The organism is Vogesella oryzae, from assembly GCF_902829295.1.
In the GTDB taxonomy this organism is placed as follows: domain Bacteria; phylum Pseudomonadota; class Gammaproteobacteria; order Burkholderiales; family Chromobacteriaceae; genus Vogesella; species Vogesella oryzae.
This window is the reverse complement of record NZ_CADEPL010000020.1, coordinates 138,082-164,932: the sequence shown is the minus strand read 5'-3', so window position 1 is coordinate 164,932 and position 26,851 is coordinate 138,082. Positions and strand designations below refer to the sequence as shown.

Genomic DNA, 26,851 nt, shown 5'->3' with positions numbered 1-26,851 from the left:
TTCCGAACAGGACCGTGAAACGCCTCAGCGCCGATGATAGTGCAGATACCTGTGTGAAAGTAGGACACCGCCAGACTCCCCCACAAGAAGCCCAGCTTGAGAGATCAAGCTGGGCTTTGTGCTTTGGCGCGGGGAAAGCAGCAGCTCGTGCGACGCTGCACTGTCCTGTGCTGACGACATCCTCCCCGAACGCTGCGGCCAACGTTGGCCGCCACCTACCCTTACCGCCAAACAGAAAGCCCGCATGCGCGGGCTTTGGTGTTTCTATTGCTGGGCGTGGCTCGCTGCATGTGCCGTTTGTGGATTCCTCAAGCGAGGTCAAAGTGTTGCAATAAACACGCTTGTTGTCTGCGGGTAGTCTTCTAGACTGGATAGATTCCCAGGAAATCTCCACGTAGTTTATATTTTGTATACAATAGTCAGATACAAGCAGTTGGACTATGGAGAAGCTACTCATGCAATTTCAGGCATTTGCGCGCGAGCAATCCGCGCTTCGTGACGCGATTACCGCAGCCTACCGTCGTGATGAACGTGAATGTGTTGCAACCATGATGGAACAGGCGGCAATGCCTGAGGGACAGGTAGCCTCGATCAAGGCGCTGGCTAGCAAGCTGGTGACCCAGGTTCGTCGCGAACGCACCAAGTCCAGTGGTGTTGATGCCTTGATGCATGAGTTCACACTGTCCAGCCAGGAAGGTATCGCGCTGATGTGTCTGGCCGAAGCACTGCTTCGCATTCCCGACCGCGCCACGGCAGACAAACTGATTCGCGACAAAATTTCCGGTGGCGACTGGAAAGCACACTTGGGCAATAGCTCTTCGCTGTTCGTGAACGCGGCTGCCTGGGGCTTGCTGGTTACCGGCAAACTGGTGTCTTCCCATAGTGCGCAGGGTCTGTCTTCGGCGCTGACCCGTATTATTGCCAAGGGTGGTGAGCCGTTGATCCGCAAGGGCGTCGATCTGGCGATGCGCATGCTCGGCAAGCAGTTTGTGACTGGCGAAACCATCGAAGAGGCGCTGGCTAACGGGAGGGAGCGCGAAGCACGTGGCTACCGCTTCAGCTACGACATGCTCGGCGAAGCGGCGATGACCGAAGCGGATGCGCAGCGTTACCTGAACGATTACGTGTTGGCCATTCACGCCATCGGCAAAGAATCCAACGGGCGTGGCATTTACAGTGGTCCCGGCATCTCGGTGAAACTGTCCGCTATCCACCCGCGTTATGCGCGGATGAAGCACGAGCGCATGATGGCAGAGTTGCTGCCGCGCCTGAAACAGCTGTTCCTGCTGGCCAAGCAATACAACATCGGCCTGAATATCGACGCTGAAGAAGCCGACCGTCTGGAAATTTCCATGGACCTGGTCGAGGCCCTGGCCAACGACCCGGAGCTGGACGGTTTCGAAGGTATCGGCATTGTGGTGCAGGCATACCAGAAGCGTTGCCCGTACGTAATCGATTACCTGATCGACCTGGCGCGCCGCAGCAAGCATCGCTTCATGGTGCGCCTGGTAAAAGGCGCCTACTGGGATGCCGAAATCAAGCGTGCGCAAGTGGATGGCCTGCCGGGCTACCCGGTATACACCCGCAAGGTGTACACCGACGTGTCCTATATTGCCTGCGCCAAGCGCCTGTTGGCCGCACAGGATGCCATCTACCCGCAGTTTGCCTCGCACAACGCCTACACGTTGGCCGCGGTCTACCATCTGGCCGAAGGCAAGGACTACGAATTCCAGTGTCTGCACGGCATGGGTGAAACCCTGTACGACCAGGTCGTCGGTAAGGACAAGCTGGACAAGCCCTGCCGTATCTACGCGCCGGTGGGCTCGCACGAGACCCTGCTGGCCTATCTGGTGCGCCGCCTGCTGGAAAACGGTGCCAACTCCTCGTTCGTGAACCGTATCGTCGACGAGAGCGTGTCGATCGAAGAGCTGGTGGAAGATCCCGTTGCCGAAGCTGGCCGTCATGGCGGACTGCCGCATAGCAAGATCGCGCTGCCGGTTGCCCTCTACGGCGCCGAGCGCAAGAACTCCAAAGGCCTTGATCTGGCCAACGAGCATGTGCTGACAAGTTTGCAGCTGTCGCTGCAGGCATCCGAGGTGCAGCCTTGGCTGGCCGTGCCGCTGCTGGCCGATCGCGATGTCGAGCCGGTCAATTCGCAAGCGGTTCGTAATCCGGCCAACCTGCAGGATGTTGTGGGGCAGGTGCAAGAAGCGAGCCGCGAGGATGTGGAAATCGCCCTGCAGGCTGCGGTGCGGGCAGCTCCTGGCTGGGCGGCCACCGAGCCGGCCAAGCGTGCGTTGTGCCTGGATCGCATGGCCGATCTGATGGAAGACAATATGGCCACCCTGATGGGGTTGGCCGTGCGCGAAGCCGGTAAAACGCTGAACAACGCGATTGCCGAAGTGCGCGAGGCGGTGGACTTCTGCCGCTACTACGCCGCACATGTGCGCGCCGAATTCGACAACCAGCGTAATCCCGCATTGGGTCCGGTGGTATGTATCAGCCCGTGGAACTTCCCGCTGGCGATTTTCATCGGTGAGGTTACCGCCTCGTTGGCCGCAGGTAACGTGGTACTGGCCAAGCCCGCCGAGCAGACCGCGCTGATTGCCGCCTACGCCATCCGCCTGCTGCATGAAGCTGGCGTGCCGCGCGATGTACTGCAGTTCCTGCCGGGGCGTGGCGAAGTGGTTGGCTCCGCGCTGACCACCGATGCCCGCATCAAGGGCGTGATCTTCACCGGCTCCACCGAAGTGGCGCAGATCATCAACCGCGCCCTGTCCGGCCGTGGCGAGGAAGTGCCGCTGATCGCCGAAACCGGTGGCCAGAACGCCATGATCGTCGACAGTTCGGCGCTGCCGGAGCAAGTGGTTACCGACGTATTGTCCTCGGCTTTCGATTCTGCCGGCCAGCGCTGCTCGGCGCTGCGCGTGCTGTATCTGCAGAACGACATCGCCGACAAGGTGGTGACCATGATCAAGGGCGCGATGGACGAACTGCGCGTGGGTAACCCGGCACGCTTCGATACCGACATCGGTCCGGTAATCGATGCCGAAGCGCAGGGCAATCTGTTGCGTCACATCGATGGCTTGAAACCGCGTGCCCGCAGCATGTATCAGGCCAAACTGAGCGATGAGTGTGCCGCCGGCACTTATGTGGCTCCGACTTTGTTCGAGATCGACAGCATCAAGCTGCTGGAACGCGAAGTGTTCGGCCCTGTGCTGCATGTGATCCGTTTTGATGCCAGTGAAATCGACAAGGTCGTTGCCGAGATCAATAGCACCGGCTACGGTTTGACCCACGGTATTCACAGCCGTATCGACGAAACAATCGAAGCCATCACCAGCAACATCAAGGTGGGCAACGTCTATGTAAACCGCAATATCGTTGGCGCGGTGGTTGGCGTGCAGCCGTTTGGTGGCGAAGGCAAGTCGGGTACCGGTCCGAAAGCCGGTGGCCCGCTGTATCTGTACCGCCTCACCCGCGGCAGCTGGAACGCCCGTCTTGCGGCCAACCCGGAGCCGGTTGACTTCACCGCGTTGGATCAACTGCAAGGCGTGCTGCCGCAGCTGCCGCTGGATGACGGTGCCCGCAATCATCTGCAGGAACTGATTGCTGCAGCACGTCGTCATTCGCCGCTGAATCATGCCGAGACCCTGCCGGGTCCGACTGGCGAGATCAATACCTTGCTGTTCGCCCCGCGTGGTCTGGTGGCGTGTTCGGCCGATAATCTGGAGGCACTGGTGATGCAGGTAGCTGCCGCCTTCGCGACCGGCAACCGCGTGTTGCTGCAGGATAGCGTGCCGGCGCAACAGTTGGCCGCAGTGCTGAAGAGCAGCGTGCAAGTTGGTGACAAGGTTGAAGCGGCCGAGGTGACGGCCATGCTGTATGCCGGCCCGGATGCGGAGCTGCTGCGCCAGACGCTGGCCCGCCGTGACGGTGCCCTGATTCCGCTGCTATTGGTCGAAGAGGGTGGTTACAACCTGCATCGACTGGTCGTGGAGCGCGCGATTAGCGTGAATACCACGGCTGCAGGCGGCAATGCGAGTCTGATGAGTATCGGAGACTGATTAGACTTGATCTTGGCAGGTGGCATTGAAATAATGCGCCTGCCTTGTTGTAACGTTCGCCAGTAGACAAAATCCATTGGCACGAGCAAACCCTGACACAAAAGAGAAGAGAAACGACATGCAACTGAACAAACTGACCAGCGTATCCCTTGCTGTTGCCGCCGCCCTGGCGATTGCCGGCTGCAGCCAGAAGCAGGATGCACCGGCAGGCGAGGCCTCTGCTGCCAGCGCCGCCGCTACCGGCAACGTAGTGAAAATCGGTTTTGCCGCACCGTTGACCGGTCCGCAAGCCCACTACGGCGAGGAGTACAAGAATGGCGTGACGCTGGCAATCGAAGATGCCAACGCCGAGAAGCCGACCATCGATGGCAAGCCGGTAACATTTGAACTGGTAGCCGAAGATGACCAGGCCGATCCGAAGACCGCTACCCAGATGGCTCAGAAGTTTGTCGATGACAAAGTGAACGGTATTGTCGGTCACTTCAACTCCGGTACTTCCATTCCGGCGTCCAAGATCTACTCCGATGCCGGTATCCCGATGATCGCCATGGCGACCTCGCCGGTATTCACTGCTCAGGGCTACAAGAACACCTTCCGATCCATGACCTCCGATACCCAGCAAGGTTCGGTAATGGGCCAGTTCGTGGTTAAAACGCTCGGCGCCAAGAAAGTCGTTATCGTTGACGACCGTACCGCCTATGGTCAGGGTCTGGCTGACGAATTCGAAAAAGCAGTCAAGGCTTCCGGCGGCGAAGTGGTGAAGCGTGAATTCACCAACGACAAAGCCACCGATTTTGCCGCCATTCTGACCACCATCAAGGGCGTGTCCCCGGACGTGGTGTTCTACGGTGGTGCTGATGCCCAGTCCGCTCCGATGGCCAAGCAGATGAAGCGTCTGGGTCTGAAGGCACCGCTGGTATCCGGCGAAATGACCAAAACCCCGACCTTCCTGAAACTGGCTGGTCAGGAAGCCGAAGGCACCATCGCCTCGCTGGCCGGTCTGCCGCTGGACAAGATGCCGAAGGGTGCCGACTACGCTTCGCGCTACAAGGCCCGCTTCAACATGGACGTTGCCACCTACTCGCCGTACGGCTATGACGCGACTCGCGCCTTGATCGCCGCGATGAAGGAAGCCAACTCCGCCGAGCCGGCCAAGTACCTGCCGGTGCTGGCCAAGATCCAGTACAAGGATGGCGTGACTTCCTCCAACTGGACCTACGATGAAAAAGGCGACCTGAAAGACGGCGGTATCACCGTGTACAAGGTTGAAAAAGGCGAGTGGAAAGTGATGCAGACCGTGGGTGGTGGCGCTCCGGCCGCTGACGCCTCCGCAGCCCAGTAAGCCTGCCGGCAGCCCGGCTGCCCAAGCAAAAAGCCTGACAGTACGCTGTCAGGCTTTTTTATTGTGCCGGGATCACCGCAAGAACAACGCCCGCGATGGCGGGCGTTGTGCCGAGCAGCATGCGGCCAACGTTGGCCGCACAGCAAGCATCAGCATTCCACGATGTTGACCGGCACCTCGATCACATTGATCGCCAGGCCGCCACGCGCGGTTTCCTTGTATTTGTTGCTCATGTCGCGGCCGGTATCGCGCATGGTCTTGATCACGCGATCCAGCGACACGAAGTGCTGGCCGTCACCGCGCAGCGCCATACGGGCAGCGTTGATGGCCTTGATCGCTGCCATCGCATTACGCTCGATGCACGGCACCTGCACCAGACCGCCGACCGGGTCACAGGTCAGGCCCAGGTTGTGCTCCATGCCGATCTCGGCGGCGTTTTCTACCTGTTCCGGCGTGCCGCCCAGCACTTCGGCCAGCGCACCAGCTGCCATCGAGCAGGCCGAGCCGACTTCGCCCTGGCAGCCGACCTCGGCGCCGGAGATGGAGGCGTTGAGCTTGAACAGGATGCCGATGGCGCCGGCAGTGAGCAGGAAGCGCACCACGCCATCTTCACTGGCATTCGGTACGAAGCGGGCATAGTAGTGCAGCACTGCCGGAATGATGCCGGCCGCGCCGTTGGTCGGGGCGGTGACCACGCGGCCGCCACCGGCGTTTTCCTCGTTGACCGCCAGGGCGTACAGGTTGACCCAGTCCATCACCGTCAGCGGGTCACGCAAGGCAGCTTCCGGCGCGTTGGTGAGCTTGCGGTACAGATCGGCAGCGCGACGTTTCACCTTCATGCCACCCGGCAGGATGCCTTCGTGACTGCAACCGCGTTGCACGCAGCCCTGCATCACGTGCCAGATTTGCAGCAGGCCGCTGCGTACCTCGTCCTCGCTGCGCCAGGCCAGTTCGTTCTCCAGCATGATCTGGCTGATGCTCTTGCCGTGGCGCTGGCACAGCGCCAGCAGCTCGGCACCGGTCTTGAACGGGTGCTTCAGCTCGGTCACGCCCGGCGGCACAAAACCGGCGTCGATCGCCGCCTCGTCCACCACGAAGCCGCCACCCACCGAGTAGTAGGCGCGTTTGGACAAGCTGTTGCCAGCTGCGTCGAAGGCTTCGAAGATCATGCCGTTGGGGTGGTAGGGTAGCGCCTTGCGCTTGTACAGCAGCAGGTCTTCCGCCTCGTTGAAGGCAATGCGCTGCTGACCGAGCAGACTGATGGCCTTGTCGGCACGGATGGTAGCCAGTATCTGCGGCACGGCATCGGTATCGACCAAGTCCGGCAGTTCGCCGGCCAAGCCTAACAATACCGCGGTGTCGGTGCCGTGGCCTTTGCCGGTAGCGCCCAACGAGCCGAACATCTCCGACTTCACCCGGCTGGTGGCGGACAGCAGACCGTCTTTTTCCAGGCGGGTGACAAACTGGCGCGCGGCGCGCATCGGGCCGACGGTATGGGAGCTGGACGGGCCGATGCCGATCTTAAACAGGTCGAAAACACTGATTGCCATGCTGCTTCTCTTGTCTGGTTGCGGCGCCACCGTGGGTTGGTAGTGCCTGATGTTTCAGGGGGTAGCCCTGTGTTTTTGGACAATGTGCTGCGGCCAACGTTGGCCGCAGCAGCCTTGCTATTTTAACGATAGACCGGATAGGCCGAGCACAACTCCGCCACCTGGCGTTTTACCCGTGCGCTGACTTCCGCATTCTCGATGTCGTCGAGGATGTCGCACACCCAGTGCGCTACCTGGCGCGCTTCGGTTTCCTTGAAGCCGCGGCTGGTGATCGCCGGGGTGCCGATGCGGATGCCGCTGGTCACGAACGGGCTTTGCGGATCGTTCGGCACCGCGTTCTTGTTGACGGTGATGTGGGCGGCGCCCAGCGCGGCATCGGCCGCCTTGCCGGTGAGGCCTTTGTCGATCAGGCTCAGCAGGAACAGGTGGTCGTCGGTCTTGCCGGAGACGATGCTGTAACCGCGGCTCTGGAATACGTGCACCATGGCGCGGGCGTTGGCCAGCACCTGTTTCTGGTAGTCGATGAACTCCGGCTGCAGTGCCTCCTGGAATGCCACCGCCTTGGCAGCGATCACGTGCATCAGCGGGCCGCCCTGAATGCCGGGGAACACCACCGAATTCAGCTTCTTTTCCAGCTCCGGGTTGGACGCCGCCAGAATCAGGCCGCCACGCGGGCCGCGCAGGGTCTTGTGGGTGGTGGTGGTCACCACGTGGGCGTGCGGAATCGGGTTCGGATACAGCCCGGCCGCCACCAGACCGGCGACGTGCGCCATGTCCACGAACAGGTAGGCGCCGATGCTGTCGGCGATCTCGCGCATGCGCTTCCAGTCCACGATCAGCGAGTAGGCGGAGAAACCGGCCACGATCATCTTCGGCTGGTATTCATTGGCCATGCGCTGCACTTCGTCGTAGTCGATCTCGCCGGTTTCCGGGTTCAGGCCGTATTGTACGGCGTGGTAGATCTTGCCGGAGAAGTTGACCTTGGCGCCGTGGGTGAGGTGGCCGCCGTGGGCCAGGCTCATGCCCAGCACGGTGTCGTGCGGTTCCAGCAGTGCCATGTACACGGCGGCGTTGGCCTGACTGCCGGAGTGCGGCTGCACGTTGGCGTAATCGGCGCTGAACAGCTGCTTGGCGCGGTCGATGGCCAGCTGCTCCACCACGTCCACATGCTCGCAGCCGCCGTAGTATCGCTTGCCTGGGTAGCCCTCGGCGTACTTGTTGGTGAGCTGGCTGCCCTGTGCCTGCATCACGCGCGGGCTGGTGTAGTTCTCGGAGGCAATCAGCTCGATGTGGTCTTGCTGGCGCTGGTCTTCGGCCTGCATGGCGGCCCATAGGGCGTCGTCGAAACCGGCAATCTGCATGTCTTTGGTAAACATCGTAATTTCCTTGGTCGCCGGCGCAGGCGGCAAAAGGTTGGCCGCACCACGCCTTGAAGAACGGGCGGTGCCGGACGGACGGTCTGTGCGGGAAGGCCGACAGATAGCTGGGCGCCCGTCCGGTATCACCGGACGATGCCCCCTCTGTCCCTTTGCCTGAGAGATTGCGGCGCAGTGTGCACTGGCCATGCTGCCTTCGGCGAGGTCGCGCGCTTGCGGACCTACTCTCCAGAGTGCCAGACCAGGGCAGTTCTTTTGCCTGAGAGTTTCTGGGGCGATTCCCCTTCGGCGCTGCCGCCAGACGCTGGTCCGGGCAGTCTCTCCTGCACTGGTGGCGGCCAACCTTGCAATCGGCCGCGTGGCTTGGCGCAATCTAGAGAAGGCAGCATGGGCTGTCAACGCATGTCCGACAATATTCGATGTGCGACTGCAGCAAGATGGACAAATTTCAGACTGCCGGTCTTGCTCGCCGGTCAGTCGCTATTGGGCGGCAGGTGAGGGAATATGGTGCTGCACAGTGAAGAATGTTGCTGTTTTTATAGCTGCGCTGGCAGCCAGTGGCATGTGGTGCGGTGCAAAAAGTGATTGCAGGGCGCGGGCCGCTAGCGGTTTGCTTACTGTAGATTGGTTACAGTAACGCAGGAGAGATGTACGGTTTATATGGAAATTTTTCCGGTCTAAACCTAACATGTCGCAATTGCTGGCTTGTTTTAAATCAAAAGCAAGTCACTCTCTAAATTGGCTAAGTATCAAAGTGCACAATTTTGTTTTATGGCTATAAAAGGAACGGGAGAACTACCGAGCAGGTAGTGACAGATACCCGCCTGAAACTCAAAAAACAAGGGAAATAACAATCATGTCATTGCGCGCAAAACTCATGGCATTCGTGCTGCTGGTGTTGGCCGCACTCTCGGTAGTCTTCTGTGGGGTAGCCTACTGGAAGATGAGTGCGACCCTCGAAAGCCAGATTGAAGGGCAGATCAAGATGGCGGCCGATAACAAGGTCAGCTTCGTGTCGGAATGGGTGCAAGTTAGGGAGGGGATCGTTGCCTCGGTGCTGCCACGTTTCGGTACCGGTGAGCTCAAGCCGATTCTTGATCAAGCCCAGCAGGCTGGTAAGTTCGACGATATGTATGTCGGCCAACCTGACAAGACCATGACCCAGTTCTCCGGGTCTGCCGGTGTACCGCCGGGCTACGATCCGACTGGCCGGCCGTGGTATCTGGCGGCCAAGGATGCCAATGGCCCGATTGCTTCTCCGCCATATATTGATGCCTCCACCAAGAAACCGATCATCACTTTTGCCCAGGCGCGCAAGGATGGCGGCCAGCTGGTGGCCGTGGCCGGTGGTGACGTGACGCTGGCACGCGTGGTGGATGAAGTGGTCTCTGCCAAGTTGCCGGGTGATGGCTATGCCTTCCTGATTACTGCCGAAGGCGACGTGATTGCCCACCCGCAGAAGGATTCCGGCCTCAAGAAAATCTCCGAGGTGATTCCGGGTTTTGATCTGGCTGGTATCAATAAGGATGGCTCCATCCAGATTGCCAATATCGATGGCGTCAAACACATGGTGGCGCTGTTCCCGGTACCGAATACCAACTGGCTGTTTGGCGTGATGGTGCCGCATGCGGCAGCCATGGCACCGGTAAGCCAGTTGCTGATGGTGATGGTTGGTCTGGCAGCAGCTGGCATGGTGCTGGCCGGTATCCTGGCTTATGCCGGTGTTGCCCGCATGCTGTCGGGCCTTGGCACGCTGCAGAAGGCGATGCAAGAAGTGGCGAGCGGTCACGGCGACCTGACCAAGACCTTGCCGGTTGGTAACCGCGACGAAGTTGGCTTGATTGCCGAAGCCTTTAACCAGTTTGTGGCCAAGTTGCGCGAGATGTTCCTGACTGTGCGTGACGAATCCCAGGCGCTGGCACATGATGCGGCCGAGTTGAGCCGGGTGGCAGAACAGATCGGCCAGGATTCCCGCGTGCAGTCCACCGAGCTGTCTGCCACTGCGGCAACCATCGAGGAAATCACCGTCAGCATCAACCACATTGCCGACCATGTGGGTGAAACCGAGCAACTGGTAGCGCAGTCGCGCACCAATTCGGTGGAGTCGCATCGCGCGATGGCCGAAGTCGAGCGCGAAGTGGCCTCTATCCAGGAAGCTGTTGCCTCGCTGCATACCGTGATGGGTAGCCTGTCCGGCCAGTCCGAACAGATCAAGGGCATTGTCGGTGTGATCCGTGATATTGCCGACCAGACCAACCTGCTGGCACTGAATGCCGCTATCGAGGCAGCGCGCGCCGGCGAATCCGGCCGCGGCTTTGCCGTGGTGGCCGATGAAGTACGCAAACTGGCCGAGCGTACGGCCACGGCTACCGTGCAGATTGCCGAGATGATCGACACCGTGATCCGCCGTACCGGTGAAGCAATCGAACATGCCGATACCACCAACGAGAAAGTGACATCTGGTGTAGCATTGTCGCGCCAGGCGGCCGACAAGGTAGAAGTGATCAAGAGCAATGCCGAGGAAATCTCGTCGCGCATGGGTGAGATTACTTCGTCCACAGCCGAGCAGGGCGTCGCCACCAACGAGATGGCGCGGAGTGCCGAGCGAGTAAACGTAATGGCGCAGCAGACCGATACCAGCCTGCAAGAAGCACTGGCTACCATCAATGTGCTGGCGCAACGTGGCGACGAGCTCAAGGCACTGGTGTCCCGCTTCAAGCTGTAATCGCGACCCGTCATATCCCGCCCCGGCCCGTGCCGGGGTTTTTTATTTGTGGAGCCACAATTGCACAATCCTTTCAGTCAGTTTTCCGCAGACACTCCTGTCGTTCTGGATGGCGCCATGGCGTCGGAGCTGGAGCGTCGCGGTTGCAATCTTAATGACGCCCTGTGGTCTGCCCGTGTGCTGATCGAGCAGCCGCAGCTGATCCGGGACGTGCATTACGACTACTTCATGGCCGGGGCCGATGTGGCGACCACGGCCAGTTATCAGGCCAGTTTTCCCGGCTTTGCCAAACGCGGTCTGAGCGAAGAAGAGTCGGCACGCCTGATGCGGTTGTCGATCGAGCTGGCCCAGGCGGCACGCGATGCTTTTTGGGCAGACGAACAGCATCGGGTTGGCCGCATCAAGCCACTGGTGGCGGCGTCGGTCGGCCCGTATGGCGCCATGCTGGCGGATGGCTCCGAATACCGCGGCAACTATGGCCTGAGCGAGCAGCAATTGATGGACTTCCATCGTCCGCGCATTGCTGCCTTGCTGGTCGCCGGACCGGATCTACTGGCTTGCGAAACCATTCCATGCCAGGTTGAGGCGGTGGCCATTGCCCGTCTGTTGCAGCAGGAGTTTCCGCACGCCGCCGCGTGGATCAGCTTCTCCTGCCGTGACGATGCCAATCTCAGCGAAGGTACGCCGCTGGCCGAGGCCATTGCCGCACTGGAGCCGTTCCAGCAGGTGGTGGCGGTGGGGGTAAACTGCACGGCACCACGTCACATCGCACCGCTGTTGCAGGCTGCGGCAAAAGCCAGCGGCAAGCGGCTGCTGACTTATCCCAACTCGGGAGAGGCTTACGATCCGGTCACCAAGACCTGGCATGGCAGCAGCGATCCGCAAGCCTTTGCCGAAGCCGCCCGCCAGTGGCGCGCAGCGGGTGCCAGCTGCATCGGTGGCTGCTGCCGTACTACGCCGGAAGACATCCGCGCACTGTCCGCCTGGTTGCGCCGCGGCTGATGCCGCGCCGTCGCAGAGGGCTTACGGTTGTCGTGAGGTTAAATTGCGCATTGCCTGCTATTTGTTTTGTTAAATGGCAGGCAATTGCGTTTTTGGGGTTTCTTGATCTAGGTGCTGGAGGCGTGGCTGGTGTGGCCGTAAAATGACCGCTCTTTTTGTTGCGCTGCAATATCCATCATGACCACGCTTAGCCAAACTGCCATGCCGCCTGCTGATACCGCCATTGCCCACTCGTTGCTGGAGGATGTCCTTGCCATCCTGGTTGGCACCTTGCTGGTGGCATTCGGCGTGGTGATGTTCAAGCAGGCCGGGCTGTTGACCGGTAGCACCGCCGGCATCGCATTTCTGATTCACTACCGCACCGGCCTGCCGTTTGGCGCGATTTTCTTTGTCATCAACCTGCCGTTCTACTGGCTGGCATGGCGGCGCATGGGCTGGCGTTTCACCCTCAAGACTTTCATCGCCGTCAGCCTGTTGTCACTGTTTACCAGTGTGCATGGCCAGTTCCTGCATCTTGGCAGTCTCAATCCGTTCTATACCGGCCTGGTCGGCGGTCTGATGATGGGGATGGGGTTCATCGCGCTGTTCCGCCATCAGGCCAGCCTCGGTGGTATCAACATTCTGGCGCTGTACCTGCAGGAGCGCTACGGCATTCGTGCCGGCAAGCTGCAGCTGGGGCTGGACGTGGTGATCCTGCTGGCTTCGCTGCTGCTGGTGAGCTGGCAGGCCCTGCTCGGCTCCATTCTCGGCGCCGCCGCCCTGAACATGGTGATCGGTTTCAACCACCGTCCGGATCGCTATATCGCCATGTAACGGTGGCTGGGTGTCGTGCAAAGGTTGGCCGCATGCGGCCAACCTTTTTTCATGGCTGGCGATCAGCAGGATGGTTGACGCCATCGTTCAGCGGCACCGGCTCGAGCAGGAACGGGTTGACGTCATCCAGGCAGCCGACGTTGTAGCCGTACTGTTGCGGATTGCTGCGCCGCTGGTGGTGGGTGTAGATGCCGCACTCGCTGCAGAAATAGTGGCTGGCGGTACGGGTGTTGAACTGGTATCGCCGCAGCTTGTCCTCGCCTTGCACGATGCGGATGCCGGCTAGCGGTACCGAGGCCACGATGGCACCCTTGCGGCGGCAGATCGAGCAGTCGCAGCGGCGCGGATCGACGATGCCATCGGGTAGATGCAGCTCCAGTACCACCGCGCCGCAATGGCAGCGGGCGGTGTGGTATTCGCGGATGGGGGTTGTGCCGACTTGCTTGATCATGACTGCCTCCAATGTCTGATGACTTTTGCATGATGGCAGGTGGCAAGCCGGCCGGCGACTGGCCGCCGGGCTAGGCCACAAAAAACCCGGCGCAGGGCCGGGTCTGGTCAGTTCTTCTGGTGGCCGTTTTCCTGGAAATCCAGGCTGAAGCCGGCGCCGGCATCAATCGCCAGCACGTCTTTTAACCACGGCAGTACGGACTCCAGCTCGCGCTTCAGTGTCCATGGCGGGTTGACCACGAACATGCCGGTGCCGTGCATGCCGAAACCGTCGGCCGACGGCTTGCGTACCGTCAGCGTCACATCCAGCCAGCTATGGCAGGGCAACTTGCGCAGTTCGCGCAGCATGTCGCCCACTTCCTTGCGCTGCAGCAGCGGGTACCAGATGGCGTAGGTACCGGTGGCAAAGCGTTTCAGCGCCTCTTTCATCGCCCGTACCACGTGCTGGTAGTCGCCCTTGTCTTCGTATGGCGGATCGATCAGCGTCAGCGCGCGGCGCGGTGGCGGCGGCAGGATGGACTTGATGCCCTCGAAGCCGTTGGCCTTTTCCACTTTCACGCGGCGGCCGGCATCGGCAAAACAGTGCGACAGCAACTCGAAATCGCTGGGATGCAGTTCGAACAGCCGCAGCTTGTTGCTGCTGTCCATCACCTCGGCGGCGAACCACGGCGAGCCCGGGTAGTGGCGCAGCTCACCGTCCTCGTTCATACCGCGCACCACGGCCAGATAACGCTGCACCAGCTCCGGCGCATCGTCACGCTGCCACAGTCGTGCCACGCCATCGACATACTCGGCCGTTTTGGTGGCATAGCCTTCGGTCAGGCTGTAGGCACCGGCACCGGCATGGGTGTCGATGTACCAGAAAGCCCCTTTCTGGCCGAGATAATCAAGAATCTGCACCTCTACCAGGTGCTTGAGGACGTCGGCGTGGTTGCCGGCGTGAAAGGCGTGGCGATAACTGAGCATGGGCGTGGGCCGTCAAAAACAGCCGGCTATTGTAGCTTAAGCCGGGGTCTCAGTCGCCCAGCCATGCGGCCGGCAATGCGTCCTGCCAGCCGAACTCGCGCAGCAGGCGCGCGAAATTGCCGGACAACGGTGCGGTGATGGTCAGGGGCTGGCCGCTGTGAGGATGCGTCAGCGTCAATTCGACTGCGTGCAGCAACATGCGGCCAACGTTGAACTGGCTCAGGAAGAAGCGGTTGTGCACGCCCTTGCCGTGGGTGGCATCGCCGATGATCGGGTGGGCGATGTGCTTGAGGTGGCGGCGCAGCTGGTGGCGGCGGCCGGTTTCCGGTGCCAGCTGTACCAAGGCATAGCGGCTTTGCGGGTAGCGGTCCACCGCGAACGGCAACTCGCAGCGTGCCAGCGTGCGGTAGCGGGTAAACGCCGGCTGGGCGTTGAGCTGGGCATCGCCATGCACGTACTCGCGCTCGTCCGGCTGGCGGGTGATGGCGTGATCAATGTCGCCGCTGTCCTGCGGGTGGCCGCGCACGATCGCCAGATAGGTTTTGCCGGGCTGGCGCGCGGCGAAACCGTCATTGAGCAGCCGCGCGGTGGCGCTATCCAGCGCGAACAGCAGCACGCCGCTGGTGCCGCGGTCCAGCCGGTGTACCGGAAACACCTGCTGGCCGATCTGGTCGCGCAGCAGCTGCACCGCGAAGCGGGTCTCGCGGCGATCGATCTCGCTGCGGTGTACCAGCAGGCCGGAGGGCTTGTCGATGGCGATCAGGTGTTCGTCGAGATACAGGATGGTGAGCATGGGGCAGGGGCGCAAAGCGGGAAAGGCCGGCAGTGTAGCAGTTCGCTGCCTGGTGCTGGCAGAGGAGCGGGCCGCCGCAGGCATTGCCGCGCATCCCCGTGGCGGTGCTGTTTGGTGCCTGCCGGGCCAGGCTTGGGTGGAGGGCACAGTTTGCGGCCTTACAGTCCAAGCAGGTACAGCGAGGCAGAGATTGTGATCACAGATCCGAGTGTGGTCAGCAGGATGACGCGTGACACCAGTGCCGCTTCGCGTTCGTAAAAGCTGGTCAGCATGAAGGGGCCGGTCCCGGTGGGCAGGGCGCTGAGCAGCAGGGCCGCGTCGGCCCACAGGGCCGGCAACTGGAACACGCGAAAAGCCAGAAAACCGGTCAGCAGCGGTTGCAATAGCAGTTTTGCCATCACCAGTCCGGCGGTGCCATCGCGGCGGCCTTGCTGCTTTTGGGCAAGAAACAGGCCGAGGGACACCAGCGCGCACGGTGTAGCGGCGGCCCCCAGCATGGACAGGAACTGTGTTGCCGCTGCCGGCAGGCTGCCGCCGCTGGCGGCATAGGCGCTGCCGAGTAACGGAGCGATCAGCAAGGGATTGCTGGCCAGTGATTTGCTGATTTTCAGGATTGCCGGCAAGGCCTTCTGCTTGTCTTGCAGGCCGATTTCAATCAGCACGATACCGATGGCGAACAGCAGGCAGGCGACAATCAGCGTCGCGATAATGGCCGGTAGCAGCCCTTTGCTGCCGAGCACCAGCATACACAGCGGGATGCCCAGAAAGCCGGTGTTGGCATAGGCAGCGCTCAGCCCGTCTATGCTGGCATCGGCCAGGTGCCGCAGCTGGCGCCGGCGGTAAATGACGGTGACGGCGAATACCAGGAACGAGCCGGCACACACCGAGGCGATGAATCCGGGTTGCCATAGCTCTCCCCAGCTGGAGGTGGCGGTTACCTTGAACAGCAGCGCCGGCAGAGCCAGCCAGACGACAAAGCGGTTCAGCTCGGTGGAGGCGGTTTCCCCCAGCCGCCCGCTACGGCGACAGAGGTAACCGGCCAGTATCAAGCCGAAGATTGGCAATACCACGTTGATGATCGACGACATTTGGGCGCGTGTAACCAGGGGAACAGAGACGCGTGCAGCTTAAGTTTCCGTATAAATACCGTCCAATGCTATATATGTGAGATATAAATACTTAAAAGGTATCAATCTATGGATTTTCGCCAACTGCGTTATTTCGTTACGCTGGCCGAGACGCTGCATTTCGGCCGTGCCGCAGCTTTGCTGCACATCTCGCAACCGCCGCTAAGCCGGCAAATCGCGGCGATGGAAGAAGAGCTGGGTGTCGCCCTGCTCAAACGCTCGACCAGGCTGGTGGAGCTTACCGCCGCCGGCCGGCACTTCCACGAACAGGCCAGCCGCGTCATCGCCGCGCTGGATGCCGCCGTGCGCAGCACCCAGGCCATTGAACGCGGCGAGCTGGGGGTGTTGCGGGTCGGCTTTACCATGAGTGCGGCGTGGAGCGTGTTGCCACCGCTGATCCGGCAATACAGTGACGCCTACCCGCAGGCCGAGGTGCAGTTAAGCGAAGTGTTGCCGCGGGAATTGAACGATGCGCTCATCTCCGGTGCTGTCGATGCCGGCATTGCTTTTCCCTGGCAGCGGCCCCCGGGACTCGAGTACATGGCGGTTCATGCCGAGCCGCTGTGCGCGGTGGTGCCCAGCGCTCACCGGCTGGCGCAATTGCCAGAAATTGCCGTCAGCGATCTGGCTGGCGAGCCTTTCATCACCTTCCCCGCAACCACCGCACCGGCCTTGCACGAGCTGGTCATCGGCTGCTGTCGCGATCATGGCTTTGAGCCGCAGATCCGGCTGGAAACCCATCTGCAGCAGACCATCGTCAACCTGGTGGCCGAAGGCCTCGGCGTATCGCTGGTGCCGCAATCGATGGCCAGGATGCGGCTGGCTGGCGCCGAGTTCCGGGAGGTCGCCGGCGCGCGGATTGTCGAGCAGGGCATCATCTGGGCGGCGGGCAACGACAATCCATGCCTGGCAAGGTTTCTGGCCTGTGCCCGGGGTTTTGGCGCGGGGGCGTCACCAGTGGCTGATCTGCCGCGCTAGCCGGCTGACGCTGGAAGTGTAGCCGGCAGCCACGGCGGATTTGCTGCAGGTGGCTGGTGTCCGTGTTGCCGGCCGGCTGTTGCCTGGGCGAGGCGGTATGGCGCAGCGGAGGCTTTCATTTGGCATGAGATGTGCTATCGATGAAGCTTTCCCCTGTTGCAAGGAGTTGCCATGTTGCCCCGCCTGAATGTCCTCGCCCTCGCCTTGCTGCTGGGGGCCTGTGCCGCCACACCGCCGGCCTTCAACTACAGCCCGCTGCCACCGCAGCCGGAAGTCGCCTCCGGCTACCAGGACAAACCGGGCTGGGCCACCCGCCACTACGCGGTGGCGGCGGCCAACCCGCTGGCCACCGATGCCGGCCGCCAGGTACTGGCAGCCGGCGGCAGCGCGCTGGATGCCGCCATCGCGGTGCAGATGGTGCTGGGGCTGGTCGAGCCGCAGAGCAGCGGCATCGGTGGTGGTGCCTTCCTGCTGTACTGGGACGGCAAGGCGGTGAGCGCCTACGATGGCCGCGAGACCGCGCCGGCCGCTGCTGACGAACGGCTGTTCCTGACGGCCGAGGGCAAGCCGATGGGTTTTGATGCCGCGGTCGTGGGCGGGCGCTCGGTAGGCGTGCCGGGCGCAGTGGCCATGCTGGAAATGGCACACCGCGAGCAGGGGCGCCTGCCGTGGGCGCTGTTGTTCCAGCCGGCGATCCGCCTGGCCGAGCAGGGCTTTGCCATCAGCCCGCGGCTGTTCACCCTGCTGCAGTCCGACCGCTACCTGCGGCAGGACCCGGTGGCGGCGGCGTATTTCTACCAGCCGGATGGCCAGCCGTGGCCGGTGGGGCATGTGCTGCAGAACCAGCCCTACGCCGAGGTGCTGCGCGCCATCGCCGCACAGGGCAGCAAGGCGCTGCTGCAGGGGCCGGTGGCGGCGGCCATCGTCACCAAGGTGCGCGGACATGCGGCCAACCCCGGCTTGCTGACGCTGGCCGATCTGGCCGCCTACCGGCCAAAGAAGCGCGAGGCACTGTGCAGCGACTATCGGGCCCGCGAGCACGACTACCGGCTGTGCGGGTTTCCGCCGCCCAGCAGCGGCATGCTGGCCATCGGCCAGATTCTGGGCATCCTGAACAATACCGCCGCCGCCAGCCATCCGCCGCAGCAGGCGGCGGATGGCAAGCTGTTGCCGTCGCCGCAGTGGCTGCACCTGTACACCGAGGCATCGCGACTGGCGTTTGCCGATCGTGCCAAGTATGTCGGCGATCCCGATTTTGTCAGCCCACCCGGTGGCAGCTGGCACAGCATGCTGGCGCCGGCGTATCTGGCGGCGCGTGCCGGCCTGATCGGTGAAACCAGCATGAAGACGGCGCAGCCGGGCCAGCCAGGCGTGCTGCAGGCCGCACTGGGGTTGGCCGCGGCGCAGCCGGAGTACGGCACCAGCCACATCAGCATCATCGATGCAGCAGGCCACGCGCTGAGCATGACCACCACGGTGGAAGCGCAGTTCGGCGCGCGGCAGATGGTGAATCCGTCCGGCAAGGGCAGCGGCGGTTTCCTGCTCAATAACCAGCTTACCGATTTCAACTTTGCGCCCAATGACACCCGCGGCCTGCCCACCGCCAACCGCGTGCAACCGGGCAAGCGTCCGCGCAGTTCGATGAGCCCGACGCTGGTGTTCGACAAGGCCAGCGGCCAGGTGCTGATCAGTGCCGGCAGTCCGGGGGGCGCGCTGATCATCCACTACACCGCCAAGACGCTGTATGCGATGCTCAACTGGGGCATGGACGCGCAGCAGGCCATCAGCCTGCCCAACTTCGGCGCTACCGGTGCACCGACGCTGCTGGAGCAGCAGCGCTTTCCGGCCGACACCATCAGCTGGTTGCAGGCGCATGGTCACGAAGTGCGGGAAAGCGAAATGACCAGCGGCCTGCAGGCGATCGGGCGTCGTGACGGTGGTTTCTTCGGCGGCGCCGACCCGCGCCGCGAAGGGGTGGTGATGGGGGAGTGATAGTCTCCGGCATGGCAGCAAGGGCATGCCGTGCCGGCATAAAAAAAGCGCGGGACGAACCCGCGCCAAACTGGGAGCAAACCCCTGACACAAAAACAGCGCTAGTGTTTGGCCCAGCGGCTGGCCAGCTCGCCCATGATGCCGCGGCGGAAGGCCAGTACGCAGATAATGAAGATGGCGCCGGTCACCAGCGTCACCGAGTCGCCGAGGGTGGCGAACCAGTCGATGCCGCTGAGCTGGGCCAGCGCGTTGCCGATCTCGCCCAGCTTGTTCTCGATGGTCACCACCACGAAGGCACCCAGCAGCGGGCCGCTGAAGGTGGCCAGGCCGCCCACCAGCGTCATCAGCACCACGGCCCCGGCCAACAACCGGCGCTTGCGACGGCTGATCGAGGAGTTCTGCCTCAACACCGATCGCTATACCCACGTGGAAATGTCGAAGGCCACCGGCAAGGAAGATCCGCAGGCCGATCACTATCGCATTCTGGAAGCGGCGCGGCGGCGGGATACTGCGGCGGTGGTGGAAATGCTGGAGGCGCACATCCTGGATACCAAGCGCGAATTGCTGGCGCTGGCACGGGCACAGGAGCAGGGCGAGTTGCTGTCGGGCGCGCGCTTTACCTAGCACGCCGCTGGCGGCGCAAGACGGGACTGACCAGCCCGTCAGCGGACTGGAAATGACTGCGGCCAACCATCCGGCATGGTTGGCCGCAATACTTTTGGCTGGGCGCGGCGTGTTGCGCGGCGGGTTTACACCCCGTCCACGCTGTTCTGTACCTCGCACTCCTTCAGCATCTCCTGCGCCCATACCACGGCATCCAGATAAAGGCCGGTTACCTGTTCCGCACTCACCAGCAACAGCTGGCACAGGCTGGCGATACGCTCGCTGTCATCCTGCTCGCACGCCAGCGTCAATTGCAGCGGTGCGGCAAACAGCCCGCGGTTGTTCAGCAGGGCGTCGGCAATGGTGACTGGCAGCTCCAGCGTGGCCAGCGCTTCGGCCTGGCTGGTGCGCAGCAGGGCGCCCAGCATGGAGAACATGCCGGTCAGGAACAGGTGCTCAGCCTCCAGCCGGTTGCCGTTGAGCAGCCCCAGCTGCTCCATGAAGCGGCCGCGGATCAGCGATTTTTCCATCAGCGTCAGCGCGGCGCCGCTGTCGTCGTCGGCGCTGAACAGCAGCAGCGACAGCCACTTGAACAGGTTGTCCCGTCCCAGCAGCATGATGCTTTCCTCGATGCTCTGCACCTTGCGCGCCAGGCCATTGACCGGTGCGTTGACATAGCGCAGCAGCTTGAACAGCAGCAACGGGTCGAGCTTGAACTGCGCCTCGATACTGGCCGGCGGCGCATCGGCACGCAGCAGACGCATGATTTCCAGCACCCGGCCCTGGTTGGGCGCTTCCTTGTTGCCACGGCTGCCCGGTGGCTGCACGCCCAGATAGGAGCCGTGAAACAGCGCGAAATGCTGGCTGCCCGGCGCGTGCTGGCACAGCGACAGCTCCTCGGCGGAGTTGATGTTGCGCGCCAGCCAGCGCAGGTGGCTGAAGCGTTGCGGCAGTTTCTCCAGCAGCGGGAACAGCGCGCGGGTGTTTGGTGCGGCAAAGTCCAGGATCAGATAGTCCATGCGCTGGTACAGCGCCAGCGCGCTGGACATGCTGCCAAAGCGCGCCGGTTCGGCGGCAAAGCGCCAGCCAGCCTGACGCAAGGCGTCCAGTTGCGCCATCAGGGCCTCATCCAGCGCATCGCCTTCCTGCGCTTCCAGCACAAAAATGCAGCTGGCCAGCGGCAACTCCTGTGCCGCCAGCTCCGGTAGCGAGGCCAGTGACACGTGGATGAAGGCGCGGCGATAGGCCAGCAGACGGAACACATTCATATTGCGCAGCGTGTCCAGCAGCAGCCGGTCGAAAGTGCGGCGGTGCTGGCGCGACCTGGCCTGGCCCAGGCTGCCCTTGACCACGAATTCGTAAGCCACCACCCGTTGCGATTTGTCCTGCAGCGGCTGGTGGGCGACAAAGCCCAGCGATTGCACCTGGTCCAGCGGCGCGACACGATCCGCTGCGGGCGGGGTGCTGCTTGCCGGTGCGACGGCCGGTGCCGGGGTGCTGGCCGGGGCGGGGGCCGGCGGCTCCTTGCCACGCAGGGCGCCAAACAGTTTTTTCAGCATGAATCTATCCCGTGGTAGTGCTAGGGGGAGGCGTAAGCATAGCAGCCATGCCGGAGGCTGGTGTGACGGCGCGGTGGGAGAGCGTTGCACCTGTCGCCGATACGCTCAACAGACGCAGTTAGTCGCAAAATTTGGCTTTGCGAGTTACGGTGCGACTTCTTTGATCCTGTTAAGGGCCTCTGTGATGCTCTTTGGGTACTCGCCACTGAAGTATTCAAAAGTAAGCGGATTGGCTGTGTAGAAATGGCAGCAGAACTCGACCCAGTCTTCCGTTTTCAGTGGGCCATTAATCTTGAAGACCTTGTGCGATCTTGCCTTGACGTGAGCAGGGTTCTTCATTGGCATGTTGAAATCGGCATCCCGCCTATGAAAATACTCTTCTTCAGTGAAAAGCTGGATCGCACCGTCAAAGTGTCTGAAACAGTTGGCAGCGAGATCGAATTCGGCGTGAAGGTAGCGCGCGGGGAAGTAGGACAATCCACCGGCTTTGATCCGAACGTTCTCTGTCTTCATTTCCAGAGCCTGAAACGACTTGATGCCATCCGATTCGCTCCACTTGATGTCTAGACAGTACGCGTCGGCAAAGAAAAAAGAGATATGCCGAGATTCGAGATCTAATGGTGGGCGCAGTTTGGCAATTCCGGGTCTGATGTTGCGTATGTCCCTGTCAAAGGGGGCACCGAACCAGGTATCGGCCTCGAAGTAGTCCCGCCCGTCGATGTCGATCCGGACCCTGTCTTCGTCGAGAGCAATGTATTTTTCTATGCCGGGGCCGTCGAACTGCCAGAACAGCGCTATAAACCTTGGTGCCCAGTTGTTGACTGGGTGCATTCCACGCCGGTAACAGGGATGGGCCATCAAAATAAAGTGGGGACCGGCAAAGCAGCCTTCAGACTGGGGGCTTGAAGGAAATCGGCGCGTGATCTCGTGGAACGGCAGTAGTCCGTCACGCTCTGTCGGTATTGGTCCCAACAGCGCTCTTGTAATGCCTTGAGCCTTGGCAATGACGCCAGTGGTTTGAATGTACTTGAACGACTCTGGGTTGAGCGTTACGCCTTTGGATGCGGCCAAGGCTGTAAATTTTGCAATCAGGTCTGCAGCGCTGGCTAGCCGTTCCCGGGACTGTCTCTCCATGTCCGCAAAATAACGAGCCATCATTTCGTCATGTTCTCGGTCAGTCATTACAGTATTCCGAAGCAGGTTATATCGCGCATGCGGCCAACCTTGTCGCCAAGGTTGGCCGCAGCATACACCGGGTAGTGCGCTTTAGCGGACCACGGTCTTGCTGAAATCCACCCGGCCGAACGGGTTCACCTGATAGCCGCTGACATTGCGGCCGGTCAGCGCCGCGGCGGTGGGGTGGGCCAGCGGCAGCCACAACGCCTGCTCCTTGATGATCTGCTGCGCGCGGGCATAGTTGGCCGCCCGTTGTTGCGGGGCGGCGATGCGGCGTGCATCGGCGATCAGCTTGTCCAGTGCCGGGTCGCAGTAGCGGGCAAAATTGGTGCCGGACTGCACCGCGGCGCAGCTGAACTGCGGGGTGAGGAAGTTGTCGGCGTCGCCGTTGTCGCCGGCCCAGCCCATGAACAGCAGGTCATGCTCGCCAGCCTTGCCGCGCTTGATCAGCTCGCCCCATTCGATCACCTTGATCTCGGCGCGGATGCCGACCTTGGCCAGATCCGCCTGCAGCACTTCGGCGCCGGCTTTCGGGTTCGGGTTCAGCGTGCTGCCGGTGGGGCGTACCCAGATGGTGGTGTCAAAGCCGTTACCGTAGCCGGCCTCGGCCAGCAGTTTCTTGGCGCGGGCAATGTCCAGCGGGTAGTCCTTGATCGCCTTGTTGTAGCCGAAGGTCGAGGGCGGGAACGGGTTGTTGGCCGCTACCGCACTGCCGGCAAACACCACTTTCAGGTAGTTGGCCTTGTCGAAGGCGAGGTTCACCGCCTGGCGCACGCGCTTGTCGTCAAACGGCTTGTGCTGGCTGTTCAGTGCCACGAAGGCGGTGGAGAACATCGGCGTGGTCAGCACTTTCACCCGTGCATCGCCGGCGGCATCGCTGATGTCCTGCGGCTTGGGACCGAGGGCGATCTGGCATTCGCCGGCTTTCAGCTTCTGCGCGCGTACCGCGCTGTCCGGGGTGATGGCGTAGATCAGCCGTTCTGCCGCCGGCTTGCCGCCAAAGTAGGCGGGGTTGGCCGCATAGCGTACTGCGCTGTCCTTGGCCAGGCTCTGGAACACGAACGGGCCGGTGCCGACCGGCAGGCTGTTGAGTTGCTCGAAATTGCCGGCCTTGGCCAGCTGCGCGGCGTATTCGGCGGAGTAGATGCTGGCAAAGCCCATGGTCAGCAGCGGCAGCAGGGTGGCATCCGGCTGGTTCAGCTCGAAGCGCACGGTGCGGTCGTCCACTTTCACCACCGCCTTGATCAGCTTGTCGAGCTGGAACGATTTGGCGTGCGGGTAGCCGGTGGGGGCGCTCTTGTACCACGGCTGCGCCGGGTCCAGCATGCGCTGGAAGCTGAATACCACGTCGTCGGCATTCAGCGGGCGGCTGGGCTTGAACCAGGCGGTCTTGTGGAAGCTGACGCCGGGGCGCAGGGTGAAGGTGATGGCCTGGCCGTCGTCGGCCACTTTCCAGCTGCTGGCCAGGCTCGGCACCACCTTGCCGGCACGGGCGTCGTAGTCCACCAGCCGGTTGAAGATCACGTCGGCGCTGGCATTGGTGGTGGTCAGCGAGTTGTAGCGGACCACATCGAAACCTTCCGGACTGGCTTCGGTGCACACGGTCAGCGGTTTGGCGTAGGTAGCGGTGGCGCAGGCCAGCAGGGCGGCCAGCAGGGGCAGTCGGGTGCGCATGCAATCTCTCCACAAGGCAGTACGGCGCCGGGTGCGCCGTGACGGTGTCAAAGGGCAAAGCAATGTCGCAAGCATAACCTGATTGCCGGCCGGTGGCGTAACCGAAAATCCGCTAAGCATATGCCGCTTTGCCTGCGGCGCCGGTCTAGCCGTAGCGCTGCAGCAGTGGCGTGGCAGTCTTGTGCAGCAGTGCCGCCAGCGTGGCCAGCGCCAGCTGCTGGCGCTTACTGAGGTGGCGGGCGTATACCGCGCTGTATTCCAGCTGCGGCTCGCCGCCGCGATGGCGTTTGAACGAGCCGGCACCGGCGCTGTAGTGCAGCCGCAGCCCGCGCTGGCGCGCCTCGCGCAGCAACAATGCCATCAGCCGGCGGTACAGCCCCAGTGCGGCCGGCAGGCGGGTGTCGTAACCCAGCATCGGCGTGGTCAGCCAGCCGTGGCGGGCGTACAGGCCGACGCAGCCGACCACATTGCCGGCCAGTTCCAGTGCATATAGCTCTAGAAAACGCTGCTCGTGGCACAGCCGGAAGAAGCGGCTGCTGAAATCCGGATTCAGCGCCGAGTGCTTGTCGATGAACAGGTCGCGAAAGCAGTACTGTAGTTGCGGCAGCTGCTCGGCGCGGATGTCGTCCGGCCCCAGCAGGCGCAGGTCGGCTTGCTCCAGCAGGGTCTGGTCGCGCTTGACGTTGCCCCGCCGCCACAGTGCCGGCGACTGCGGGTCGCACAGGTAGACCAGCCGCGCCGGCAGCAGCGTCCAGCCCTGTGCGGTCAGCTGTTGCGGCAGGCCGGGGTTGGCCGCGGCGCAGACATTGCGCAGCAGCAGCGGCTGTTCCGGCTGTGTGGACAGCAGGCTGTCGCGCAGGTCGGTCAGCTCCTGCGCTTGCCAGTCCGGATGCAGGTTGGTGGACAGCAGCCAGTTGCCGGGCAGCAAGGCGCTGTCCAGCCGCGCGGCGCTGATCAGCCCGGACAGCGGCGATGCGGCCAACGTCGCCAGCGCCTGCGCGCGGCTGCCGTGACGGCGCGCCTCGGCCTGCGGGTAGCGCAGCCAGGCCGAGCGCGGGCTGGCGACGTAGCTATCCTGCGCGCTGAACTGCTGCAGCTGGGTGACCGGCATCAGGCCATGCCCGCTATCGCACACGCCGATCTGGCATGGCGCATTGCTCACCCAGTGCTGGCCGCCATGACGCTGCGCCAGCTGCAGCCAGCTGGCGTGGGCGTCCGGATGGAGCGCTTGCTGCAAGCGGATCATGTGCGCTTGCTGTACACGTGTACGCCACCGTAGATGGCGGAGCGGTCGCGGGCGTGCAGGCTGCGGTTGTGATCCGGGTCGGTGTGCCAGCAGGCCATCAGCTGCGGCGCCAGCCGGCCTTCCAGCGGCGAGCGGCTGCCGCCGGTGCGGAACACCACCCGCGCGCCCGGCGCGGCGGTGCGGGTAATCTGCCGCCACAGCGAGTTGAGCTGGTTGTCGTCCATCCAGTCCTGCGCATCCAGCAGCAGGTAGCCATCCAGCGACTGCGGCGCGCAGCCGTCCAGAAAATCGGTCAGCGAGCCGTGGTGGCTCAGCAGGCGCGACAGGTTGCTGCGGATGGTTTCGTAGTGGCGCGACTGCAGGTACATCGGCAGTGCGTCCTGCTGCGTCAGATCGTAGCGGCGGGCAAAGGCCTGCTGCGCGAACGGGTTGGCCGCAAACGGGAAATCGCACGCCAGCCGGCGCAGGCGTTCCTGGAACAATCCGGCCAGATTGCCGCCGGCATCGGCGCGCAGCGCGGCGAACTGCGCCGGCGGAATGCCCATGCTGTACAACAGGCTCTCGCGGCGGGCGAGGAAGCGCAGCAGCGGGTGGCGGAACACCGGTGCCAGATGGCGCTCGAACAGCTCGCGCTGTTCCGCCAGGTTGGCCGCATCCGCCAGCCGCGACAGATTGCCGCCCAGCAGCCGCGTCATCACATGACCAAAGCCGATGAAGCCGCCCAGCAGGCCGTGGCGGTAAGCGCGGTGCGCAAACAGCTGGTAGCGCTGGCGGCCGCGCCAGTCCTTGCCTTCCCAATACTGGCGGGCGGCCACCGGCAACTGCGGTGCCACATAGCGGCGGAAGCGCTGCGGGTTGTGCTTGCTGTCGGCGCTGCCGAGAAAATCCAGCAGCGTCTGGTAATCGGGCAGGGTGGCAAAGGCGGCTTTCTTCAGCGCCAGCATCGCCAGATGGCTGTGGTTGAGGTCGACGGCGTGGACCACCGCCGGCTGCTGGCTGAGATACGCCAGCGCATTGCAGCCGCCGGAGGCGATGGTCAGCAGGCGCGCCCCCGGTTGCAGTTGCAGCGCCTCGATATCGACCTGCGGGTCTTCCCAGATCTGCGCATACACCAGCTGGCTGAACCAGCGGGCAAACAGCCGGTCGCCCAGTGCTTTCAGCCCGGTGGTGGTGGAATTGTTGACGGCTTGGTGAACCAGGGTATGCGTGCTCATGCGGACTCCCTCGCTGGCGTTTGTCGCATGGTGCCTGCGCTGCATGGCAGCTTTGTGACGAGCGGATGTGGGATTTGTGTCAGCCCGAGAAAGCAGGTGAAAGTGTGGTTTTTTGCCGCGGGTCTGGATTGCATCAAGCCTTCCGGTGCTTGGGGTGGCATACAATTGCCCTCTGCGCGGGGGCTGGCCTGTCCTGTC

General features: G+C 62.6%; 20 protein-coding genes and 2 riboswitches. Of the genes, 8 read left to right on the top strand and 12 right to left on the bottom strand.

From position 1 onward, the window contains the following. The first annotated feature begins 455 nt into the window (after window positions 1-455). Complete coding sequence (gene putA, locus HU218_RS09215; RefSeq protein ID WP_174874641.1) at window positions 456-4,067, top strand: trifunctional transcriptional regulator/proline dehydrogenase/L-glutamate gamma-semialdehyde dehydrogenase; 3,612 nt, start codon at window positions 456-458, stop codon at window positions 4,065-4,067. Between the two features lie 118 nt (window positions 4,068-4,185). After that, window positions 4,186-5,409, top strand: a complete 1,224-nt coding sequence (locus HU218_RS09210; protein ID WP_174874640.1) for a branched-chain amino acid ABC transporter substrate-binding protein — start codon at window positions 4,186-4,188, stop codon at window positions 5,407-5,409. Window positions 5,410-5,558: 149 nt separating this feature from the next. Here the strand turns inward: HU218_RS09210 and HU218_RS09205 are convergent, their stop codons facing one another. Beyond that, a complete protein-coding gene (locus HU218_RS09205; RefSeq protein WP_174874639.1) occupies window positions 5,559-6,959 on the bottom strand; it encodes an L-serine ammonia-lyase in 1,401 nt (466 codons plus the stop codon). A gap of 122 nt (window positions 6,960-7,081) precedes the next feature. Further along, window positions 7,082-8,335 carry a serine hydroxymethyltransferase gene (gene glyA / locus HU218_RS09200; protein ID WP_174874638.1) on the bottom strand — a complete coding sequence of 418 codons (1,254 nt, stop codon included), beginning with the start codon at window positions 8,333-8,335 and terminating at the stop codon, window positions 7,082-7,084. Window positions 8,336-8,475: 140 nt separating this feature from the next. Further along, a riboswitch (glycine riboswitch) is annotated at window positions 8,476-8,571 on the bottom strand. Between the two features lies 1 nt (window position 8,572). Then, window positions 8,573-8,671: riboswitch (glycine riboswitch) on the bottom strand. 541 nt (window positions 8,672-9,212) lie between these two features. On the opposite strand from glyA, the gene HU218_RS09195 reads away from it, so the two are divergent. The 3 genes from HU218_RS09195 to HU218_RS09185 all read left to right on the top strand — a co-directional run bounded on the left by HU218_RS09195 (window position 9,213) and on the right by HU218_RS09185 (window position 12,875). Then, a complete protein-coding gene (locus HU218_RS09195; protein ID WP_174874637.1) occupies window positions 9,213-11,060 on the top strand; it encodes a methyl-accepting chemotaxis protein in 1,848 nt (615 codons plus the stop codon). 60 nt (window positions 11,061-11,120) lie between these two features. Beyond that, a complete protein-coding gene (gene mmuM / locus HU218_RS09190) occupies window positions 11,121-12,062 on the top strand; it encodes a homocysteine S-methyltransferase (RefSeq protein ID WP_246210897.1) in 942 nt (313 codons plus the stop codon). 177 nt (window positions 12,063-12,239) lie between these two features. Continuing rightward, a complete protein-coding gene (locus HU218_RS09185; protein ID WP_174874636.1) occupies window positions 12,240-12,875 on the top strand; it encodes a YitT family protein in 636 nt (211 codons plus the stop codon). A 49-nt stretch (window positions 12,876-12,924) separates the two neighbouring features. Here HU218_RS09185 and HU218_RS09180 read toward each other — a convergent pair whose 3' ends face one another. The 4 genes from HU218_RS09180 to HU218_RS09165 all read right to left on the bottom strand — a co-directional run bounded on the left by HU218_RS09180 (window position 12,925) and on the right by HU218_RS09165 (window position 16,172). Further along, entirely contained in the window at window positions 12,925-13,326 is a 402-nt protein-coding gene (locus tag HU218_RS09180) for a GFA family protein (RefSeq protein ID WP_174874635.1), read from the bottom strand. A 107-nt stretch (window positions 13,327-13,433) separates the two neighbouring features. Then, complete coding sequence (locus HU218_RS09175; protein ID WP_174874634.1) at window positions 13,434-14,291, bottom strand: 23S rRNA (adenine(2030)-N(6))-methyltransferase RlmJ; 858 nt, start codon at window positions 14,289-14,291, stop codon at window positions 13,434-13,436. A 49-nt stretch (window positions 14,292-14,340) separates the two neighbouring features. Beyond that, the gene (locus HU218_RS09170) at window positions 14,341-15,084 is read right to left on the bottom strand and encodes a pseudouridine synthase (protein ID WP_174874633.1); all 744 of its coding nucleotides are present in this window, start codon (window positions 15,082-15,084) and stop codon (window positions 14,341-14,343) included. A 158-nt stretch (window positions 15,085-15,242) separates the two neighbouring features. Then, window positions 15,243-16,172 carry an AEC family transporter gene (locus tag HU218_RS09165; RefSeq protein WP_174874632.1) on the bottom strand — a complete coding sequence of 310 codons (930 nt, stop codon included), beginning with the start codon at window positions 16,170-16,172 and terminating at the stop codon, window positions 15,243-15,245. Window positions 16,173-16,280: 108 nt separating this feature from the next. Here HU218_RS09165 and HU218_RS09160 point away from each other — a divergent pair, with 108 nt between their 5' ends. Further along, entirely contained in the window at window positions 16,281-17,189 is a 909-nt protein-coding gene (locus HU218_RS09160; RefSeq protein WP_174874631.1) for a LysR family transcriptional regulator, read from the top strand. A 171-nt stretch (window positions 17,190-17,360) separates the two neighbouring features. Continuing rightward, the gene (locus HU218_RS09155; RefSeq protein WP_174874630.1) at window positions 17,361-19,181 is read left to right on the top strand and encodes a gamma-glutamyltransferase family protein; all 1,821 of its coding nucleotides are present in this window, start codon (window positions 17,361-17,363) and stop codon (window positions 19,179-19,181) included. A 101-nt stretch (window positions 19,182-19,282) separates the two neighbouring features. Here HU218_RS09155 and HU218_RS16770 read toward each other — a convergent pair whose 3' ends face one another. Then, window positions 19,283-19,465: a hypothetical protein gene (locus HU218_RS16770; protein ID WP_425509248.1), complete on the bottom strand. Its 183-nt coding sequence runs from the start codon at window positions 19,463-19,465 to the stop codon at window positions 19,283-19,285. On the opposite strand from HU218_RS16770, the gene HU218_RS17190 reads away from it, so the two are divergent. Further along, a complete protein-coding gene (locus HU218_RS17190) occupies window positions 19,407-19,805 on the top strand; it encodes an FCD domain-containing protein (protein ID WP_425509247.1) in 399 nt (132 codons plus the stop codon). The two genes, HU218_RS16770 and HU218_RS17190, sit on opposite strands and share 59 nt — an antisense overlap. Before the next feature lie 125 nt (window positions 19,806-19,930). On the opposite strand, the gene HU218_RS09145 is transcribed toward HU218_RS17190, so the two are convergent. The 5 genes from HU218_RS09145 to HU218_RS09125 all read right to left on the bottom strand — a co-directional run bounded on the left by HU218_RS09145 (window position 19,931) and on the right by HU218_RS09125 (window position 26,653). Then, complete coding sequence (locus HU218_RS09145) at window positions 19,931-21,343, bottom strand: EAL and HDOD domain-containing protein (protein WP_174874628.1); 1,413 nt, start codon at window positions 21,341-21,343, stop codon at window positions 19,931-19,933. 144 nt (window positions 21,344-21,487) lie between these two features. Further along, a complete protein-coding gene (locus HU218_RS09140; RefSeq protein WP_174874627.1) occupies window positions 21,488-22,525 on the bottom strand; it encodes a hypothetical protein in 1,038 nt (345 codons plus the stop codon). A gap of 84 nt (window positions 22,526-22,609) precedes the next feature. Continuing rightward, window positions 22,610-24,193: an ABC transporter substrate-binding protein gene (locus HU218_RS09135; RefSeq protein WP_174874626.1), complete on the bottom strand. Its 1,584-nt coding sequence runs from the start codon at window positions 24,191-24,193 to the stop codon at window positions 22,610-22,612. 145 nt (window positions 24,194-24,338) lie between these two features. Then, on the bottom strand, window positions 24,339-25,439 hold the full coding sequence (locus tag HU218_RS09130; protein ID WP_174874625.1) for a GNAT family N-acetyltransferase: 1,101 nt from the start codon (window positions 25,437-25,439) through the stop codon (window positions 24,339-24,341). Next, window positions 25,436-26,653 (bottom strand): BtaA family protein, encoded by a 1,218-nt coding sequence (locus tag HU218_RS09125; protein ID WP_174874624.1) that lies wholly within the window; start codon window positions 26,651-26,653, stop codon window positions 25,436-25,438. The genes HU218_RS09130 and HU218_RS09125 overlap by 4 nt, the downstream gene beginning before the upstream one ends. Between the last annotated feature and the right edge of the window lie 198 nt (window positions 26,654-26,851).